The following is an 18627-nucleotide window of genomic DNA, read 5'->3' as shown; positions in this document are numbered from 1 at the left end:
TAAAAAAACTAGAAATATTTCACAAAACCAATTCTCGACCGCTATCACAGAGTTACGTGTTGACTTTGAAACACCTGTAAGAATTTGTAATCATCAAGCGTTCCCATCAAGGATGTCGCTATGATTTCAGTCTCTCTTGTCGATGACCATATTATGGTTCGCTCAGGTTTTGCCCAGTTATTGGCATGTGAACCAGACATAAAAATCCACAGTGAATTTGATAACGCTCATGAGGCGTATCGCGTGCTATCGGCATCCAATATTGACGTCGCGGTGATTGATATCTCAATGCCTGATGAAAGTGGTTTAGTTCTATTAGAGAAACTGCGTAAAAAACAGCCTGAATTAAAAGCGATTATTCTTAGCATTTATGATTCCGCTTCATTTGTGAGTAAAGCGATTGAGGTGGGCGCGTTTGGCTATTTATCAAAGCGTTGCGGACCTGAAGAGTTAGTCACCGCTATTCGCAAAGTCGCGGCAGGCGATCACTATTTATGTACTGATGCACTCATCAATCTGAGCAACGCCTCCTCTTCGCCATCTGTTCTCCAAGAACTGACTAAGCGCGAACGTGAGGTATTTGATCATTTAATTCAGGGTCTCGATGTTAAAGAGGTCGGCAACAAACTCTCAATCAGCCACAAAACCATCCATGTTCATCGTGCCAATATTTTGAGTAAGCTAAATCTTTCCAATAACGTTGATCTGATTCGCTTTGCACTGCAGCACAAATTGCTGAGTGATGAAACGGTATGAGTGAAGTCGCCCGGCGTAAACATTTACCAAAACTGATTTTAACTCATGGCTTTAGTTACACTTTTGCCATTCTAGGTTACGTAATTTGTTGGTTCTGCCTATGGAATGTCAGCCTCTATCTTTCTCATGATGTTCTGTTGGCTGGTCTATTGTTGCCAACCGGTTTTAAGCTGGCGGTTTACACTTTAACCACGCGTAAGCTGTGGCCTTGGTTCACCACGGCTGAAATTATCCTCGTCTGGAGTTTGATTCAACTCACCAATGAAGCAAGCTACAGTTATTTATTGATCCTGTTTGCCTGCTTTAACCACGCCATTGCGGTTATATTCCAAACCATTTGGCGACCATTGCAGATCTATTGGCAACGACTGCTTGCCTTGTCTGGTCTCGCCATAACCTATGCGTTGGCGTGTGGTTTCGCTCTGCTTCTGCTCACTAAACCGATCGGATTAGGCGCGGTGTATGCATTTCAAGGTGCCATCGCAGCCTTAACTGGCGGCATACTCCTCGCACCCTTTATTTATCTTGTCTATGACTATTTACTGCGCCAAGTATGGCAACCGCTTACACCAACTCTAATTCATCAAGAGGTGTCGCTACGTGCTTCGGCATTGGTTTGGTGTTTGCTCTTTTTCGCTATTGGTCTGTTTACTGAGCTCACCCTACTTGAGCAGATGAAGCCATTGGCACTACTAATCTTCTTACTGCCTAACATCTTTATGGCTTATCGCTATGGCTGGCAAGGTGGCGTGCTTGCTAGCGTGATGAACAGTATTCTGCTTGCTACGGCGCGCCAAGTAACCGGGTCATTCGGCAGTGATTTAGAACTGCAAACCTTTATCTCTACTCAGGCTCTGATTGGCTTAGGGCTAGGTATTGCTATCAGCAGACAATACTTCCTCGCCCAGCAGCTTCACCGAGCCAATAAAAAGTTGGAGCAAGAGCTGGCAAGCAAACAACAGTTAGCCAGACAATTGGTTCACGTAGAAGAAGATATTCGCAAATCGGTTGCCCGTGAGCTGCATGATGAAATCGGGCAAAATATTACAGCAATTCAAATTCAGTCGATGCTGACCAAACGGCTTGCTAAAGACGAACAGCAAATCAACATCGCTAATACCACTAATGAACTCGCGCTGCGAATTCACAATTCCACTCGGCAACTGCTTAAGCAGCTTCGTCCTCACGCGCTCGATGAACTCGGGCTCGAGAGTGCTATTCGCCAACTGGCAGCAGAAATGCGCTTTGATGAACGCGGCATCGATTTTCGCCTCAATTTTGGCATCTTTGCCGACCGTCTCGATGACATTACTGCGGTAACCCTCTACCGCATCGTGCAAGAGCTACTGAATAACACCTGTAAGCACGCAGAGGCTACTCAAGTGCAACTGTCATTAGTACCAGGCGATCGCTTTAGCCTCGAACTGCGGGACAACGGCATTGGTCTGCCTGATAACTGGCGACTCAAAGGACAAGGCTTAAAAGGCATTGAAGAGCGAATTAGTGCGCTCGGTGGCACCATGAGCATCACTTCTAACTCATTGGGTAGCCGAATATTTGTTAACTTACCCACAAAACACAAAACACCTCCGCCAAACTAGGAAATTTTCCTAGTGATATATAAAACCGTCCAATTCATTTCAGTTATGGCTTGGTTACCATTCTTTCATGCCAAGGAGAGGAGCTCGTGTTAACAGCGAACAAAAACCTAAATCAGATTGACGAAACTTACCGTTACTGGCGGCTTCACTTAATGATGGTGATGTATGTTGGCTACGGCGTTTTCTACTTTACTCGCAAGAGCCTGAACTTTGCGATGCCAAGTATGATCACCGATTTAGGCTTAGACACGGCTGATATTGGTATTTTGGGAACGCTATTTTACATCACTTATGGCGTGTCTAAATTTCTCTCTGGCATGGTAAGTGACCAGACCAAGCCTGCTTATTTTATGGGGCTTGGGCTGATTTTTACTGGCGTTATCAATATTGCTTTTGGTTTGAGCTCTTCCCTGTTTGCCTTCGCGGTGCTTTGGACATTGAACGCGTTGTTTCAGGGTTGGGGATGGCCACCGTGTGCCAAGTTGCTCACCAGTTGGTACTCACGTTCTGAACGAGGTTTTTGGTGGTCAATTTGGAACACTTGCCACAACTTAAGTGGCGCGATCATTCCAATCAGTATCGGTTTCGCCGCTGTCACTTGGGGCTGGCGCTTTGGCTTTATTCTTCCCGGCTCATTGGCTGTTTTAGTGGGGATAGTGCTTTGTTTTCGCTTGCGAGATAAGCCTAGTTCGATGGGGTTACCTACCGTTGGCGAATGGCGAGATGACCAACTGGAAAAAGTGCACGAGGCTGAAGGTAAAGGGCTGCCATTTTGGCAAGTAGTAAAAACCTATGTACTGGGTAACAAATACATTTGGTTACTGTGCAGCTCTTACTTGCTGGTATATGTGGTACGCATTGCAATCAATGATTGGGGCAACCTCTACCTAACCCAACGCCACCAATACCAGTTGTTTAGCGCCAATGGTGTAGTCGCCATGTTTGAAGTTGGTGGATTGCTTGGCTCACTATTCGGTGGCTGGGGATCGGACAAATTCTTTCACGGTAATCGTGCACCAATGATTTTGTTGTTCGCACTGGGGATCTTTGTTTCTGTTGCCGCGTTATGGCTCACCCCACTCGATAATTTCATCATTTTGTCAGGCTGTTTTTTTGCGATTGGTTTCTTTGTCTTTGGCCCACAGATGATGATTGGTATGGCCGCGGCGGAGTGTTCACACAAAGATGCGGCTGGCACCGCGACAGGCTTTGTAGGTCTATTTGCCTACATTGGTGCTGCGCTAGCGGGTTACCCACTCGCACTGATAATTGACCAGTTTAACTGGGAAGGATTTTTCAGCGTGATTACGCTCTCGGCAGCACTAATTGGCTTGTTGATCCTTCCTTTTGTTAAAGCTCAGCAACGGGCAGGGATAGCCATAACCTAACTTAATAAATTCCCTCTCGTTGTTTTATACCGCAAGGACTTACCAACCCTACAGTTGGATACAACAAGAGGAAATAACATGAAAGTTGGAACAAAACGCAGCTTACTCTCAGCCTGCATCCTTGGTGCGGCAATGGCAGCTCCGCAAGCCATGGCAGATGGTCGCTTGGTCGTTTACTGCAGTGCGACCAATGCTATGTGTGAAGCAGCAACCAAAGCTTTCTCTGAAAAATACGATGTAAAAACATCATTTGTCCGTAACGGTTCTGGCAGTACCTTGGCGAAAATTGACGCTGAGAAGAAGAACCCACGTGCAGACGTATGGTATGGCGGTACACTCGATCCTCAATCTCAAGGTGGTGAGATGGATCTGTTACACGCTTACAAATCTCCTCAACTTGAATTCATCATGGATGACTTCAAAGATCCAGCCAAACGCAAGGGCAACTACTCTTCGGCCGTTTACATGGGTATTCTTGGCTTTGGTGTCAATAAAGACCGCTTGGCAGAAAAAGGGCTTGAAATTCCACGCTGTTGGAGCGACCTAACCAAGCCGGAATACGCCGGTGAAATCCAAATCTCTGACCCACAAAGCTCTGGTACTGCTTATACCGCGCTCGCAACCTTTATCCAACTTTGGGATGAAGACAAAGCGTTTAACTACTTTAAAGATCTAGACAAAAACGTTTCTCAATACACCAAATCTGGTGTTACCCCTTCTCGTAACGCAGCGCGTGGCGAAGTGGCTATCGGTATCGGCTTCTTACACGACTACTCTCTAGAGCAATCAAAAGGTGCACCACTTGAGCTGATCTCACCTTGTGAAGGCACCGGCTACGAAATTGGTGGCGTAAGTATCATCAAAGGTGCGCGTAACCTAGACAACGCACAGAAATTCCTTGATTTCGTGCTATCGAAAGAAGGTCAGGAAACTGCATGGAAAAAAGGTAAATCTTTCCAAATCTTAACCAATACAACCGCAGAACAGTCACCAAACGCTCTTGATCCAAACACGCTTGAGCTCATTGACTACGACATGGAGACATATGGTTCATCAGATGAACGTAAACGCTTGATCAACAAGTGGGTTAACGTCGTCAAGATGGGTCAATAATCCAACTGTGTGGGTGATGGTATTCGCCATCACCCTACTCGCTCATGAATCTAGGTATTTATTATGAACGAACTCACCGCGCACATTAGCCCTGAATCTACTAAGCGCGATCCAGTATTTTACTGGCTAGTGAGCTTAGTAGTAGCTTTCGTCCTTCTTCCTGTTTTCGCTCTCGACTATGGATTGCTCGACTCAACTTCGGATGAGTTTCGTGCTGCCATGGGTTGGAGCAGTTTTAATATTTCGTGGTTATGGTTCGCCCTACCTGCAGTCTTGTTGCTGCGCCCGATTCAAGCGCAAAACAAATACGCCAAACTTCGCCATCAATTTGATATTGGCTATTCGGCATTTTGTATGCTGTTTGTGGTCATCTCATCTTGGTACACCGGACAAGGGATGGGATATGCGACCATCGCCCTGTTTATCGTGCTTGGCGCAGTGATGACTCTCGCCTTCTCTCGCTTGGAATACCTTGGCGGTGATGTCTTTGTTATTGGCTCGCTGATTTCGATCATTTTGCTGATCACTGTCTTTATCATCTACCCTAGCTTCGCCATCTTCGTGCCAATGTTCGAAGATGACATGGGTAACTTTGTTGCCTGGCAGTTTGTCGATATTCTTAGCAGTTCTCACATCATCCGCATCGTATTTAACTCGGTTGGCCTGGGTGTTGCGGTAGGTATTGGTGCGACCTTCTTTGGCTTGATTTTCGCTATATACACCACGCGTATTGCGGAACGCAGTGCATTCATTGCGCGTATTTTCTCAATTTTACCTATTGTTACCCCACCATTTGTGGTCGGTCTGGGTGTAACTTTAATGCTCGGTCGTTCCGGCTATATTACAGAACTGATGGTTGACTGGTTTAGCTTACAACAAACTAACTGGTTGTATGGCTTTACCGGGATTTGGCTGGCACAAGTGCTAGCGTTTGCTCCGATGTCATTTATGATCCTAGATGGCGCGATGAAATCACTGCACCCATCATTAGAAGAAGCATCTTACACTCTGCGTGCCAACCGCTATCAGACTTTCTTCAAGATAGTGATGCCGCTGCTTAAACCGGCGTTAGCCAACAGCTTCTTGATTATTTTTGTTCAGTCACTGGCTGACTTTAGTAACCCATTAGTCCTTGGCGGCAGCTTTGACGTACTGGCGACACAAATCTACTTCTACATTGCCGGTGCGCAGCTCGACTATGCTTCAGCAAGTACGCTTGGCGCAGTTCTACTGCTGTTCTCATTAGCGATCTTCGTTGTTCAATACCTCTGGATTGGTAAACGCTCATACGTGACGATTTCGGGTAAGTCATACCGTGGTGACGTACAGCCATTGCCAACGACCTTAAAACACACCGTATCAGGTTTACTCTACTTCTGGATGGCATTCAACATCCTACTTTACGGCAGCATCTTCTACGGCAGCTTCACCGTGAACTGGGGGGTGGATTACAGCTTAACGTTCGCTAACTACCTCAACCTATTCGGCAGTGGTTTTAGTGAAGGGGCATGGCCATCGCTTATCACCACCATGATTTACGCTGGTGTCGCCGCACCACTGACCGCTTTCTTTGGTCTGCTTATCGCTTACATCGTGGTGCGTCAGCAGTTCCATGGAAAGAAGGTTATCGAATTTGCCACTATGCTTTGTTTTGCTGTCCCGGGTACGGTAGCAGGTGTGTCATACATCTTAGCGTTTAACGATGCGCCCATGTATCTAACTGGTACCGCAGCCATCGTGGTGATTTCAATGGTAATGCGTAACGTACCTGTCGGTATTCGTTCGGGCATTGCAGGGCTTGGTCAGCTTGATAAAGCGCTGGATGAGGCCTCGCTCAGTCTGCGCGCCAACTCGCTCAAAACCATTACCCATATTCTATTGCCGCTACTGCGCCCAGCGATTCTATCCACACTGGTGTTTAGCTTTGTGCGCGCGATGACGACCGTCAGTGCGATCATTTTCTTGGTGACCCCAGAAACTCGCGTCGCAACCTCATACATTCTTAACCGTGTTGAGGATGGTGAATACGGCATTGCCATCGCCTATGGCTCAATTCTGATTGTTGTCATGTTAGCCATTATTTTAATTTTTGATTTTCTTGTCGGTGAAGCGCGCGTCTCGCGTTCCAAAGCCAATAACCAAGAGTAGCAATTGGAGATATAACTCATGGAAAAAGAAAACTTTGTAGTCCTTAAAAATGTCTGCAAGCGCTTTGGGGATAAGACCGTTATCGGCGATTTAGACCTTGAGATTAAAAAAGGCGCACTCGTCACCCTACTAGGTCCTTCTGGTTGCGGTAAAACCACGGTATTGCGTTTGGTCGCGGGTCTTGAGAAACCAACCAGCGGACAGATTTTTATCGACGGTGAAGATGTCACTAACACTTCGATTCAACACCGTGACATCTGTATGGTGTTTCAGTCCTATGCCCTCTTCCCGCACATGTCACTGGCGGATAACGTCGGCTATGGTTTGAAAATGCTCGGGATGGAAAAAGCCGAGATCAAGCAACGCGTCAATGACGCACTAAAACTGGTCGATCTCGAAGGTTTTGGCGAACGCTACGTTGACCAAATCTCTGGTGGTCAGCAGCAACGCGTTGCACTTGCGCGCGCGCTAGTACTCAAACCGAAAGTACTGCTGTTCGACGAACCGCTGAGTAACCTTGATGCTAACTTACGCCGCAATATGCGTGAGACCATCCGTGAACTGCAACAGCGCTTTAATATCACCTCACTTTACGTGACTCATGACCAAGCGGAAGCGTTCGCAGTGTCTGATACGGTTATCGTAATGAAAGATGGTGACATCATGCAGCAAGGTACACCAACAGAGTTGTATCAACATCCTGCATCAATGTTTATGGCAAACTTCATGGGTGAAGCCAACATGTTTAGTGGTGAGTTCGATGGCGAATATATCGATATTCACGGCTATCGCTTGAAAGCCAACCAAGATAACGTAGCCAATATTGAAGCTGGTCACTACGAAATTGGTGTGCGACCTGAGGCGATTCTACTTACTGAAGACGGCGACGCTTGTCAGCAATGCCAAGTGAGCAGCTTTGCGTATATGGGATCGATGTATGAAGTGGTCGTACAGTGGCAAGGCCACGAACTGCTGTTGCAACTTAACTCATCGCAATTCGATGCGAGCTACGCCGATCATGCCTATTTAACCATTAACCCTAACGGGGTGTTCTTACTTCCTAAAGCGCCAAAAGAGTAAGTTATTACGTTTTAACACCTTGCCATTGGTATAGCCGCTTACATCCAAATCCCTCTGTAAGCGGCCTTTTTATATCTGATTCAAAGCTCTCACAAGTTGTTACTTTTAAGTTATCAAACAGATGAGCGTAATGTCGCAAAACATAAGCCTTCCTAGCCACATGTATACAAAGTAAAGTATGATTGTTTTATAAAAGGAATGAATTTATTGAGAGTGAACGCCGCCTATGGCAAATCTAAAAAACTCCGTTGCGAAAAATATTAAAACCAAAATCGCCGGACAAACCCAAGACGACGTTGTTTATTGCCACATCTTTGACGCCATCCTTGAGCAGCGTTTGCCACCAGCAACGAAACTCAACGAAGAGGCATTGGCTGAAATCTTTGGTGTTAGCCGAACCATTATCCGCCGAGCTTTATTCAGACTTTCCATGGAGCATGTGGTAAGTATTCGCCCGAACAAAGGGGCAATGGTTGCTGCGCCGACCAAAGATGAAGCGAAGCAAATCATTAAAGCGCGTGAAGTGCTTGAATTGGCGATCACTGAATTAGCAGTAACTAACGCGACACCCGCCAAACTCGCGGAATGTCGCCAATTGGTGAAAGAAGAAAATCATGCCTTCCACAATGGCGACTATGGTAAAGGTTTACGTCTCTCGGGCGAATTCCATATTCAACTCGCTGAAATGGCAAACAATACGCCGCTGCTCGCTTTTCAACGCAGCTTAGTGTCGCAAACCTCACTACTGATTGCCCAATACGAGACTGGCAACCACGCTAACTGCTCGCAAGATGAACATACCAACTTACTTGATGCGATAGAAGCAGGTGACAGTGAGCACGCAGTGGCTTTAATGCAAGAGCACATCAACCATATCCGCTCTAAATTGAATTTGGATAGCCACCTTGCCTCCAACGATTTACATGTTGTCTTTTCTGACATACTAAAAAGTCGTTAACCCGCAACACGCACTCCTCAACGCTAAGCCCAGCAATACGTTGGGCTTTTTTGTGCATTGAACGAATGAATTAACTCCATGTGTCTACTTTTATGGGGTCATACCACCACGCATCCTGCATCCTGCATCCCGCATCCCGCATCCCGCATCCCGCATCCCGCATCCCGCATCCCGCATCCCGCATCCCGCATCCCGCATCCCGCATCCCGCATCCCGCATCCCGCATCCCGCATCCCGCATCCCAGCCTATTGTATACATCATAAAACACAATATTAAAAATCTTTACATGAAGATTTTTGACTTAAAGGGACAATTAAAAGCCCTTAATATCAGATAGTAAACAATAGATAGCATTAGCCATACGGCGTTTTTACCCCTTTCCAATGTTGCATTTTTGTAAAAATAAAGTTGACCTACGAGTCAAATTATCCAATTATTGACCACAAGGTCAGAAAATAAACATCGGAACAATAGTGTCAATGCACAAGGAGGTCTCTTGATTACTTTCCTACTCAATCAAGAACTCAGACAAGAAAGTGAACTGTCGCCTAATATGACAGTGCTTCAATACCTGAGAACACAAGTACAAAAAATGGGTACGAAAGAGGGTTGCGGCTCGGGTGATTGTGGTGCCTGTACAGTGGTATTAGGTGAAGTAATCGACGGAAAGCTTCATTATCGCTCGGTAAACTCTTGTTTGACGTTCGTCTCTAGCTTGCACGGTAAGCAACTTATTACCGTTGAAGATCTACAAAACAAAAACAAGCTGCACCCTACGCAGCAAGCCATGGTCGATTTCCATGGTTCACAATGTGGCTACTGCACACCCGGTTTTATCATGTCTATGTTTGCGCTTAGCAAGAACAAACCTAACGCCAACAAAGAAGATGTGATGGAGTCACTAGCCGGTAACTTGTGTCGCTGTACCGGTTACCGCCCCATTGTTGATGCTGCATTGTCGCTAGCGGGTAACGAACCTTTAATGGATCAGTTTGTTGAACTCGAGAACAAAACCATTGCTCGCTTACAAACCCTACAAGAGCAGCCTGCCAGTTTAAGCTATGGCAATCTGACAGCGTACTTACCTCGTAGCATCAATGAGCTTGCTGAACTCTATAGCACTTATCCTAATGCCAAGCTCGTTGCAGGAGGCACCGATCTGGCACTGGAAGTGACTCAATTCCATCGTGAAATCGAGACACTGATTAACGTCAACCTTGTTGAAGACATGAAGGTGTGTGAAGAGAGTGAAGATGCGTTACACATTGGCGCGAACGTCGCGATTAGTGATGCCTACCAACTGCTCAGCAGTCACTACAAAGATTTCGGTGAATTGCTGCATCGCTTTGCTTCTCTGCAAGTGCGTAATCAAGGCACGTTAGGAGGCAATATCGGTAATGCCTCACCAATTGGTGATGCGCCACCACTACTGATCGCCTTAAATGCGCAAGTGAAGCTACGTCGTGGTAAGCAGAGCCGAGTGATGCCAATTGAGGAATACTTTATTAGTTATAAAGTCACCGCCCAACAAGAGAGTGAGTTTATCGAACAGGTAATCATTCCTAAGCCGAAAACAGAAGAGACCTTCCGCGCTTACAAGCTATCAAAGCGTTTAGATGATGATATTTCAGCGGTTTGCGGTGCCTTCAATATTCAAATTGAAGACAACAAAGTGGTCTCAGCTCGAATCGCCTTTGGCGGTATGGCTGCAACGCCAAAACGCGCGACACGTTGTGAAAATGCTTTACTCGGCAAAGAGTGGAATCAAGCCAATATTGATGACGCCATGGCAGAAATTCATAACGACTTTGAGCCGCTGTCTGATTTCCGAGCCAGTAAAGAATATCGTTCGATAACCGCCGCCAATATGCTGCGCCGCTTCTTTATTGAACAAAATCATCACAACAACCAGATTGAAACAAGGGTAACGTCTTATGTCTAACGCACACCATCAGACCATGACTCATGATGAGATGGTCGCCATCGTAAAACAGGATCTTAAAACTGGTGTTGGTAAGAGCGTAAAACACGACAGCGCACCAAAACAAGTTACCGGTGAAGCCGTTTATATTGATGATCGTCTTGAATTTCCAAATCAACTGCACGTTTATGCGCGCTTAAGTACCCATGCGCACGCGAAGATCACCAAACTCGACGTTTCACCTTGTTATGAATTCGACGGCGTCGCGATTGCGATTACCCATGAAGACGTACCCGGTCAATTGGATATCGGTGCCATATTACCCGGTGATCCCCTACTCGCTGATGGGCTCGTGCAATATTACGGTCAGCCTGTCTTAGCCGTTGCTGCCAATGATATGGAAACAGCGCGTAAAGCAGCTCAAGCCGCAATTGTTGAATACGAGGCGCTGCCGCCTGTACTTGATGTCAAAGAGGCTCTAGAGAAAAAGCTCTTTGTGACTGAAAGTCACCAACAAAAACGTGGCAACTCAACGGTCGCCATCGCAAACGCAAAGCATGTAATTGAGGGTGATCTCGAGATAGGCGGTCAGGAACACTTTTATCTGGAAACGCAAGTCAGCAGCGTGATGCCGACCGAAGATGGTGGCATGATTGTCTACACCTCGACACAAAACCCAACCGAAGTACAAAAGCTGGTTGCAGAAGTGCTAGGCGTACCAATGCATAAAGTGGTGATTGATATGCGCCGCATGGGTGGTGGTTTTGGTGGCAAAGAGACTCAGGCAGCAGCACCCGCGTGTATGGCGGCGGTGATTGCTCATCTAACCAAACGACCAACCAAGATGCGTTTACCACGTGCAGAAGATATGAGCATGACGGGCAAACGCCATCCGTTCTACAACCAGTACAAAATTGGTTTTGATGATAATGGCGTAATTCAAGGGTCAGAAATCATCGTTGCAGGTAACTGTGGCTATTCACCAGATTTGTCTAGCTCAATTGTCGACCGCGCCATGTTCCACTCAGACAATGCCTACTACTTGGGAGATGCAACGGTCACGGGACATCGCTGTAAAACCAATACCGCGTCCAATACCGCATATCGTGGCTTTGGTGGTCCACAAGGCATGATGACCATTGAACACATCATGGATGAAATCGCACGTTACCTAGATAAAGATCCGCTAGAAGTGCGCAAAGCAAATTACTACGGTGATGAAGGACGTAACGTCACTCATTACTATCAAACGGTTGAAGATAACTTCCTGCCAGAAATTACTGAACAACTCGAGCACAGCAGTGACTATCATGCACGTCGTAAAGCCATTGCCGAGTTCAATCAGCAAAGCCCGATCCTAAAAAAAGGCATTGCGATTACCCCAGTAAAATTTGGTATCTCATTCACCGCGACTTTCCTCAATCAAGCTGGGGCTCTAATTCATATATACACCGATGGCAGTATTCACTTGAATCACGGTGGTACGGAAATGGGGCAAGGTTTGAATATCAAAGTGGCTCAAATTGTTGCACAGGAGTTCCAAGTTGATGTTGAACGAATCCAAATCACCGCTACCAACACAGACAAAGTACCGAACACATCGCCAACTGCGGCCTCATCGGGCGCCGATCTCAATGGTAAGGCAGCTCAAAACGCCGCTCTAACTATCAAGCAACGTTTGATTGAGTTTGCCTCAAATCACTTTAAGGTCTCACCAGAAGAGGTGGTATTCAAAAATGGCATGATTGTCATTCGTGATGAAATCATGACCTTTGAGTCATTCGTACAATTGGCCTATTTCAATCAAGTGTCGCTCTCGAGTACTGGTTTCTATCGCACACCTAAGATCTATTACGATCATGAAAAAGCGCGCGGTCGTCCATTTTATTACTTCGCCTACGGCGCATCTTGTTCGGAAGTGATCATCGATACCTTAACCGGAGAATACAAGATCCTACGTGCTGATATTTTGCATGATGTTGGCGCTTCCCTTAACCCGGCAATCGATATTGGTCAGATCGAAGGTGGTTTCTTGCAAGGTGTCGGCTGGTTAACCACTGAAGAGTTAGTGTGGAATGAGCAAGGTCGCTTAATGACCAATGGACCGGCAAGTTACAAGATCCCAGCGATCGCCGATATGCCAATCGAGTTCCATACTCATCTACTCGAAAACCGTGCCAACCCTGAAGATACCGTGTTTAACTCAAAAGCGGTTGGTGAACCGCCGTTTATGCTCGGAATGTCTGTTTGGAGCGCACTTCGAGACGCGATTCATGCTGTTGCCCCTGATGGTGTAATCGCAAAACTCGATACCCCTGCCACTCCTGAGCGCGTACTCATGGCGATTCAGCAAGTGACACAAACAAAATCGCAAGCAGAGCAAACATCAGCAACACAAGCGTAAACAGGTGTGATTTAAGCTCGAATGTTCAAGGAGAGACGTATGTTTAAAGACAATTGGATTCATGAACTCGCACAGTTAGAAACAAACAGTGAACCGTGTGTCATGGTGACCGTTTTAGAAGACCGAGGCTCGGTGCCTCGCGATGCAGGAACCAAAATGCTCGTCACCCGAGACCGCATCATCGCCACGATTGGTGGTGGGCACCTAGAACATGTCGCCAGTCAAATGGCACGCGAAATGTTATCTACGGGTGAGCGCGCCCTCAAAGTAGAACGCTTTAACCTTGGGGCTCGTTTAGGGCAATGTTGTGGTGGCATGGCAACGCTGAGTTTTGAACCGATTGGTACGGCGCAAAAACACCTGGTTGTATTTGGCGCAGGTCATGTTGCCAAAGCACTTTTACATATTGTCTCTACCCTACCATTTCGTGTCACTTGGATTGATGAACGTGAGGACGTTTTCCCTGAAGAGCTTCCTCACGGCATCACTAAGCTGGTGACAGATGATCCGGTAGCGGAAGTGAAAGATCTCCCTGCGAATAGTTACTACTTAGTGATGACTCATAATCATCAACTCGATTTTGAGCTAGCAAAAGCGATTATTGACCGAAATGATAGTGTCTATTTCGGCATGATTGGCTCACTCAGCAAGCGAAAGAAATTCGATATGCGTTTGGCACAACGTGGCTACAGTGAGGCGCAAATCAACACCATGATCTGCCCTATCGGCATCAGCATGGTCGATGGCAAGCACCCAGCAGAGATTGCCGTCTCGGTTGCAGGTGAACTTATCGCACACTATCAAGGGATTCCACTTGAACAAAAACGTCCAACAGCACACAGTAGCTTAGTACCACTGAGCGATTCACCACAGGAAGAGAAAATCGCCTGATCCAAGCAGTTGTAGGCTTGGATTGATAAAGGAAGTAATAATGACAATGCAACGTAAAGCTTATCGTGCAGCCATTTTGCACAGCATCGCTGATCCGAAAGATGTCGGACTGGAAAACTCTTATCAATTTTTCGATGACGGTATGATCGTGGTTGAAAATGGACACATCGTCGATATTGGTGAGACCGAGCACGTTCTAACAAGACAGCCTCAACCACTTGATATTACTGAGTATGAAGACAAGCTCATCACCTCCGGCTTTATTGATACTCACATTCACTACCCACAAACAGGGATGATCGCCTCTTACGGAGAGCAACTGCTCGACTGGCTAGAGAACTATACCTTCCCAGAAGAACGCCGTTTCAAAAATCCGGTGTATGCGCACAAAGTCGCGAACCTGTTCTTGGATGAGTTAGCAAGTAATGGCACCACTACCGCGCTGGTGTTCGGTACCGTGCATAAAGAATCGATTGATGTCTTTTTTGAAGAGGCTGAAAAGCGTAAATTACGCATGATTGCTGGTAAGGTACTCATGGATCGCAACGCGCCGGACTACCTGACAGACACCCCCGAATCTGGCTACCAAGCCTCAAAACAACTGATTGAGAAATGGCATAACAAAGGACGTTTGCTCTACGCCGTGACACCACGCTTTGCGCCAACCAGTACGCCAGAACAACTTGCGACAGTCGGCAAACTGCTGGAAGAGTACCCTGATGTCTACATGCATACCCATCTCTCGGAAAACCAGAAAGAAATTGAATGGGTATTGGATCTGTTCCCAGAGCGCGACTCTTATTTAGACGTCTATGACCATTATGGACTGCTTCATAAACGCTCGGTATTCGCACACGGTATTCACCTTTCTGAGTGTGAATGTCAGCGCTTAGCACAAAGCGAATCTGCCATCGCCTTTTGTCCAACCTCCAACTTATTTTTAGGCTCAGGGCTATTCAAACTGCCCAAACTTGAAGAGCACGGAGTGCGCGTTGGTATGGGCACAGATGTGGGTGCCGGCACGAGCTTCTCGATTCTACAAACCATGAGTGAAGCGTATAAGATCATGCAACTGCAAAAACAGAAGCTGCATCCACTTAAATCACTCTTCCTGGCAACCTTAGGTGGCGCACGCTCTCTGCACCTAGAAGATAAGATTGGTAACCTAGAAGTAGGTAAAGAGGCCGATTTTGTCGTCCTAGACCTGCATGCCACTCAATTGATGCGCTTTAGAATCAAGCAAGCCACCACTCTAGAAGAGAAGCTGTTTGTACTAATGAGCCTTGGCGATGACCGAACGGTCTGTGAAACCTTCATCTACGGCGAGAAAGCTTACTGCGCCAAAGGTCAAGTTGAGTCTAAAAAGTTCGCCAGTTAAGGCGAACCAACCTTTTCCTTCCCTAGGCCAAACGCTCTCCTTCATTGGGAGCGTTTTTTTTTGTTCTCGATTAACTGTTTATTCCTCTGATACTTACCTTATTGGTCTGTCCCGCTTAATTGCTTGCTACTTCCCTTTTACTTCGCGCCAGCGGGCCAATGACTCTTTGCTGCGCCAAAGAGTAATCAGAAAGGCGCTTTAGCAAATTTGATGTTGTTCGGTCGGTTTGAGGCGTTCCCTACGCCGCAAACCTAAAAATTCTTCCTGAATTTTTACCTAGTGTATCGATTAATACGAAAACCAACACATGAATATTGATCACTAATACAAACAGTTAGAAGTGTTACCTATGAGCTTGGTCAATACACGAAGTTTTGTCATTCCGCATGGGCGAGAGCTCGATTCCCTTGAGCAAGGGAAGACAATCAGTGGATTACGACGTGAGGAAGGATTTGAAGTAGCGAGATTTGTGGTTTGCAGTGGTGAGCAAACCACACTTGGAAAGAAGTCTAGCTAGAAACGGAACTTCGCTACCAGTTCACTGAGACAATTGGCATTGCGTTTTAATTGGTCACAGTGTGTCGATGTTTGAGAAACACGAGTGGTATTGTCGCGCGCGATATCTGCAATATTGGCAATGCTTGGGGCTATCTCATTGATTACCTGCGACTGTTGTCCGGTTGCGGTAGCTGTCTGCGCACTTAATTGATTGATGTCCTCAACAATCGTGTTGATCGATACCAAATGATGCTCAGAGACTTTAGCGGCACTCATACAATCTGCACCAATCTTATGGCTCTGCTCCACTTCACCGACCACTTTTTGGCTTAAGCTTTGTAAATTTTCAATGATAGTGCGGATCTCACTAGCGGAATCGTGGGTGCGTGACGCTAACGTTCGCACTTCATCTGCCACAACAGCAAAGCCTCGCCCTTGCTCGCCAGCTCGCGCCGCTTCTATCGCCGCATTCAATGCCAGTAAGTTGGTCTGCTCGGATACGCCGCTGATCACATCCAACACAGTATCAATCGCGTCAATGTCTTTCGATAAGACTTCAATGCTTTGGTTACTCTGTAAAAGCTGCTGATTCATCATTTCAGTGCGTTGTGATGTCTCGCTGACCGATTGCAAACCACTTTTCACTTCTTGCGCCGAGCTTTGAACATGCTGTGAAGTATGAGTTGCGTTAGCGGCGATTTCATCTGAGCTGACATTCATTTCATGTATTGCCGTCGCCACCTGCTCAATGTTCTGTGTCTGCTCCTGGATATGCAGCTTCATCTCTGTTGCTTGTTGATCAATTTGATTGATAGTCGCAACCAGCTCGCGGCGAGATTGTTCTATCTGCTCGAATAAAGCAGCCATATAGGTGACAAACTGATTGTAGCCTCGCGCAATATCGCCTACTTCATCGTTACGGCTTTCATCTAAGCGTTGGGTGAGATCGCCACCACCACTACCGATTTGCAACAATAACTGAGCTGTCGTCGCCAAAGGCTTGAGCAGCACATGTGCCATATAAGCACTAACACAAGTGAAAATAATCGCCACTATCGCACCGATCCAAATCATTGTGTTAATAAACTGATTGATCTCACTTAGCACTTCGTGGGTCGGCTGCAAAGAAACCAACACCCACTCTGTCTGTGGTAACGCCATTAAGCCCACAATCGTGCTACTGCCCTTTAACTCCTGCTGTTCCACAAAAGCTTGAGAAGCATTTAATTGGTCCATTTGGCGGCGAAAATCGGCTAAACCGAGTTGTGTGATGGATTGACCAACCATAGCCGTATTAGGGTGAACTTTAATCACACCATTTTGATCGACCAACATCAACTGGCTTAACGCTCCCAATGAAAAGTTGGAGACTGTACTGGCTAAATTGGCTAACGACAACCCAACACCAGTTACGCCAATACGTTTCCCATCAACGACGACGGCTTGATTAACAAATACCGTTACAGCGCCCGTCGAACTGTCTGTATCTATCGAGAGCTCAACCTGTTTATTACTCGCTAAAAACTGATAGAACCATTGATCATCATTGGAATGGGCAGAAATCTGTTTCAATTTCCCGTTCGCAGCGTAGTAGCTGTTATTGACGTTCGTGACATAAAATGCGCTGATAGCATTAAACTGCTGTTTGATCGCGGCGAGTTGTGCAATAAGTGCTTGTTCTTCTTCCCCGGTAAACTCGATGATCGTTTCAAGTTGAGACATAGTCTCAGCAACGACTAAAGGTGTTTGCAACTCGAGCTGAATTTGGCTTGCCACTTCCCCCAACGCCGAAGGAATTTGTTGTTGATAGGTTTTTTCCAGAATGATTTTCTGCCCCTGGTTAATGGTTAAGCCAACCAGAACCGCAATCACAAGCACTACCGCCATTACGGTAGCTAAGATGGTTTTGTGTCGGATACTTAATTTAAAACGCATCATCGTACACTCCTTTGTTTCGCCCAATAGTGCGCAGAGCACGGAGCCAAAAGAAGATTGGCACCACAAACTCTCGCAATGACTTGGGTCTAGGTATAAAAAACCCCGGAAACCAACCGGGGAAAGGGGAAATCGCTACCTTGCAGTAGCAGTCATAGAAGTAGAGCAACCAATCCGACCGGACGACAATAAATCGGACTGGCGCTCATTCGGGGTGTTACTGAATCGCTGCGCCTTGCTCGACCCAGTCACCAATTAATGTTCGCTCATCATCGGTCATCTGTGTGAGGTTACCCAAAGGCATATATTTGGTGGTCACAGTTTGGGCAATACGAGGACTATTGGCTTTGATCTGTTGTGGCGTGTCTAACTCTACGCCAGCTGGTGCCGCGGCAAAGGCTGGGTGAGTTGGTGTGGCGGAGTGACAGCTTGCACAACGTTCTTGAATCACCTGTTTAATCGCTGAGAAATCAACATCACCAGTATTATAAGGCAGAGCCACTGACTGAGCAGAAACATCATTCTCAACGCCCTTCTCCACGGTATTCGACGTTG

Annotated in this window: 12 protein-coding genes and 1 pseudogene; 11 read left to right on the top strand and 2 right to left on the bottom strand. The window is 46.5% G+C overall.

Annotation, left to right across the window (positions count from 1 at the left end):
- Positions 1 to 120: 120 nt before the first annotated feature.
- The 11 genes from GZN30_RS16085 (at position 121) to guaD (ending at position 15639) form a co-directional block, all read left to right on the top strand.
- Positions 121 to 756 (top strand): response regulator, encoded by a 636-nt coding sequence (locus GZN30_RS16085; RefSeq protein WP_075648381.1) that lies wholly within the window; start codon positions 121 to 123, stop codon positions 754 to 756.
- Complete coding sequence (gene uhpB, locus GZN30_RS16080; protein WP_083627133.1) at positions 753 to 2357, top strand: signal transduction histidine-protein kinase/phosphatase UhpB; 1605 nt, start codon at positions 753 to 755, stop codon at positions 2355 to 2357. Before GZN30_RS16085 ends, uhpB begins: the two co-directional genes overlap by 4 nt.
- Before the next feature lie 86 nt (positions 2358 to 2443).
- On the top strand, positions 2444 to 3745 hold the full coding sequence (uhpC, locus tag GZN30_RS16075) for an MFS transporter family glucose-6-phosphate receptor UhpC (RefSeq protein WP_075648383.1): 1302 nt from the start codon (positions 2444 to 2446) through the stop codon (positions 3743 to 3745).
- Positions 3746 to 3823: 78 nt separating this feature from the next.
- The gene (locus tag GZN30_RS16070) at positions 3824 to 4858 is read left to right on the top strand and encodes an ABC transporter substrate-binding protein (protein WP_075648385.1); all 1035 of its coding nucleotides are present in this window, start codon (positions 3824 to 3826) and stop codon (positions 4856 to 4858) included.
- Positions 4859 to 4921: 63 nt separating this feature from the next.
- The gene (locus tag GZN30_RS16065) at positions 4922 to 7006 is read left to right on the top strand and encodes an ABC transporter permease (protein WP_075648387.1); all 2085 of its coding nucleotides are present in this window, start codon (positions 4922 to 4924) and stop codon (positions 7004 to 7006) included.
- Between the two features lie 18 nt (positions 7007 to 7024).
- A complete protein-coding gene (gene fbpC, locus GZN30_RS16060) occupies positions 7025 to 8086 on the top strand; it encodes a ferric ABC transporter ATP-binding protein (protein ID WP_075648389.1) in 1062 nt (353 codons plus the stop codon).
- Between the two features lie 226 nt (positions 8087 to 8312).
- Positions 8313 to 9044, top strand: a complete 732-nt coding sequence (locus tag GZN30_RS16055) for a GntR family transcriptional regulator (RefSeq protein ID WP_075648391.1) — start codon at positions 8313 to 8315, stop codon at positions 9042 to 9044.
- A gap of 497 nt (positions 9045 to 9541) precedes the next feature.
- Positions 9542 to 10987, top strand: coding sequence for a xanthine dehydrogenase small subunit (xdhA, locus tag GZN30_RS16050; protein ID WP_075648578.1), 1446 nt, complete (start codon positions 9542 to 9544; stop codon positions 10985 to 10987).
- The gene (gene xdhB, locus GZN30_RS16045; RefSeq protein WP_075648577.1) at positions 10980 to 13370 is read left to right on the top strand and encodes a xanthine dehydrogenase molybdopterin binding subunit; all 2391 of its coding nucleotides are present in this window, start codon (positions 10980 to 10982) and stop codon (positions 13368 to 13370) included. The genes xdhA and xdhB overlap by 8 nt, the downstream gene beginning before the upstream one ends.
- Positions 13371 to 13409: 39 nt before the next feature.
- Complete coding sequence (gene xdhC / locus GZN30_RS16040) at positions 13410 to 14261, top strand: xanthine dehydrogenase accessory protein XdhC (protein ID WP_075648576.1); 852 nt, start codon at positions 13410 to 13412, stop codon at positions 14259 to 14261.
- A gap of 40 nt (positions 14262 to 14301) precedes the next feature.
- Complete coding sequence (gene guaD / locus GZN30_RS16035) at positions 14302 to 15639, top strand: guanine deaminase (RefSeq protein WP_075648575.1); 1338 nt, start codon at positions 14302 to 14304, stop codon at positions 15637 to 15639.
- Between the two features lie 513 nt (positions 15640 to 16152).
- On the opposite strand, the gene GZN30_RS16030 is transcribed toward guaD, so the two are convergent.
- Positions 16153 to 18072, bottom strand: a complete 1920-nt coding sequence (locus tag GZN30_RS16030) for a methyl-accepting chemotaxis protein (protein WP_075648584.1) — start codon at positions 18070 to 18072, stop codon at positions 16153 to 16155.
- A gap of 217 nt (positions 18073 to 18289) precedes the next feature.
- Positions 18290 to 18532: pseudogene (locus tag GZN30_RS21485) on the bottom strand (urate hydroxylase PuuD); the annotation flags it as partial.
- Positions 18533 to 18627: the final 95 nt, after the last annotated feature.

The organism is Vibrio ponticus (assembly GCF_009938225.1).
Taxonomy (GTDB): domain Bacteria; phylum Pseudomonadota; class Gammaproteobacteria; order Enterobacterales; family Vibrionaceae; genus Vibrio; species Vibrio ponticus.
This window is presented reverse-complemented; position numbering and strand designations above follow the sequence as displayed.

What these genes read in the sequence shown, in the direction of transcription:
- GZN30_RS16085 (WP_075648381.1), top strand. Translation starts at nt 121, where the DNA reads ATGATTTCAGTCTCTCTTGTCGATGACCATATTATGGTTCGCTCAGGT.
- uhpB (WP_083627133.1), top strand. Translation starts at nt 753, where the DNA reads ATGAGTGAAGTCGCCCGGCGTAAACATTTACCAAAACTGATTTTAACT.
- GZN30_RS16070 (WP_075648385.1), top strand. Translation starts at nt 3,824, where the DNA reads ATGAAAGTTGGAACAAAACGCAGCTTACTCTCAGCCTGCATCCTTGGT.
- GZN30_RS16065 (WP_075648387.1), top strand. Translation starts at nt 4,922, where the DNA reads ATGAACGAACTCACCGCGCACATTAGCCCTGAATCTACTAAGCGCGAT.
- fbpC (WP_075648389.1), top strand. Translation starts at nt 7,025, where the DNA reads ATGGAAAAAGAAAACTTTGTAGTCCTTAAAAATGTCTGCAAGCGCTTT.
- GZN30_RS16055 (WP_075648391.1), top strand. Translation starts at nt 8,313, where the DNA reads ATGGCAAATCTAAAAAACTCCGTTGCGAAAAATATTAAAACCAAAATC.
- xdhB (WP_075648577.1), top strand. Translation starts at nt 10,980, where the DNA reads ATGTCTAACGCACACCATCAGACCATGACTCATGATGAGATGGTCGCC.
- xdhC (WP_075648576.1), top strand. Translation starts at nt 13,410, where the DNA reads ATGTTTAAAGACAATTGGATTCATGAACTCGCACAGTTAGAAACAAAC.
- guaD (WP_075648575.1), top strand. Translation starts at nt 14,302, where the DNA reads ATGACAATGCAACGTAAAGCTTATCGTGCAGCCATTTTGCACAGCATC.
- GZN30_RS16030 (WP_075648584.1), bottom strand. Translation starts at nt 18,072, where the DNA reads ATGCGTTTTAAATTAAGTATCCGACACAAAACCATCTTAGCTACCGTA.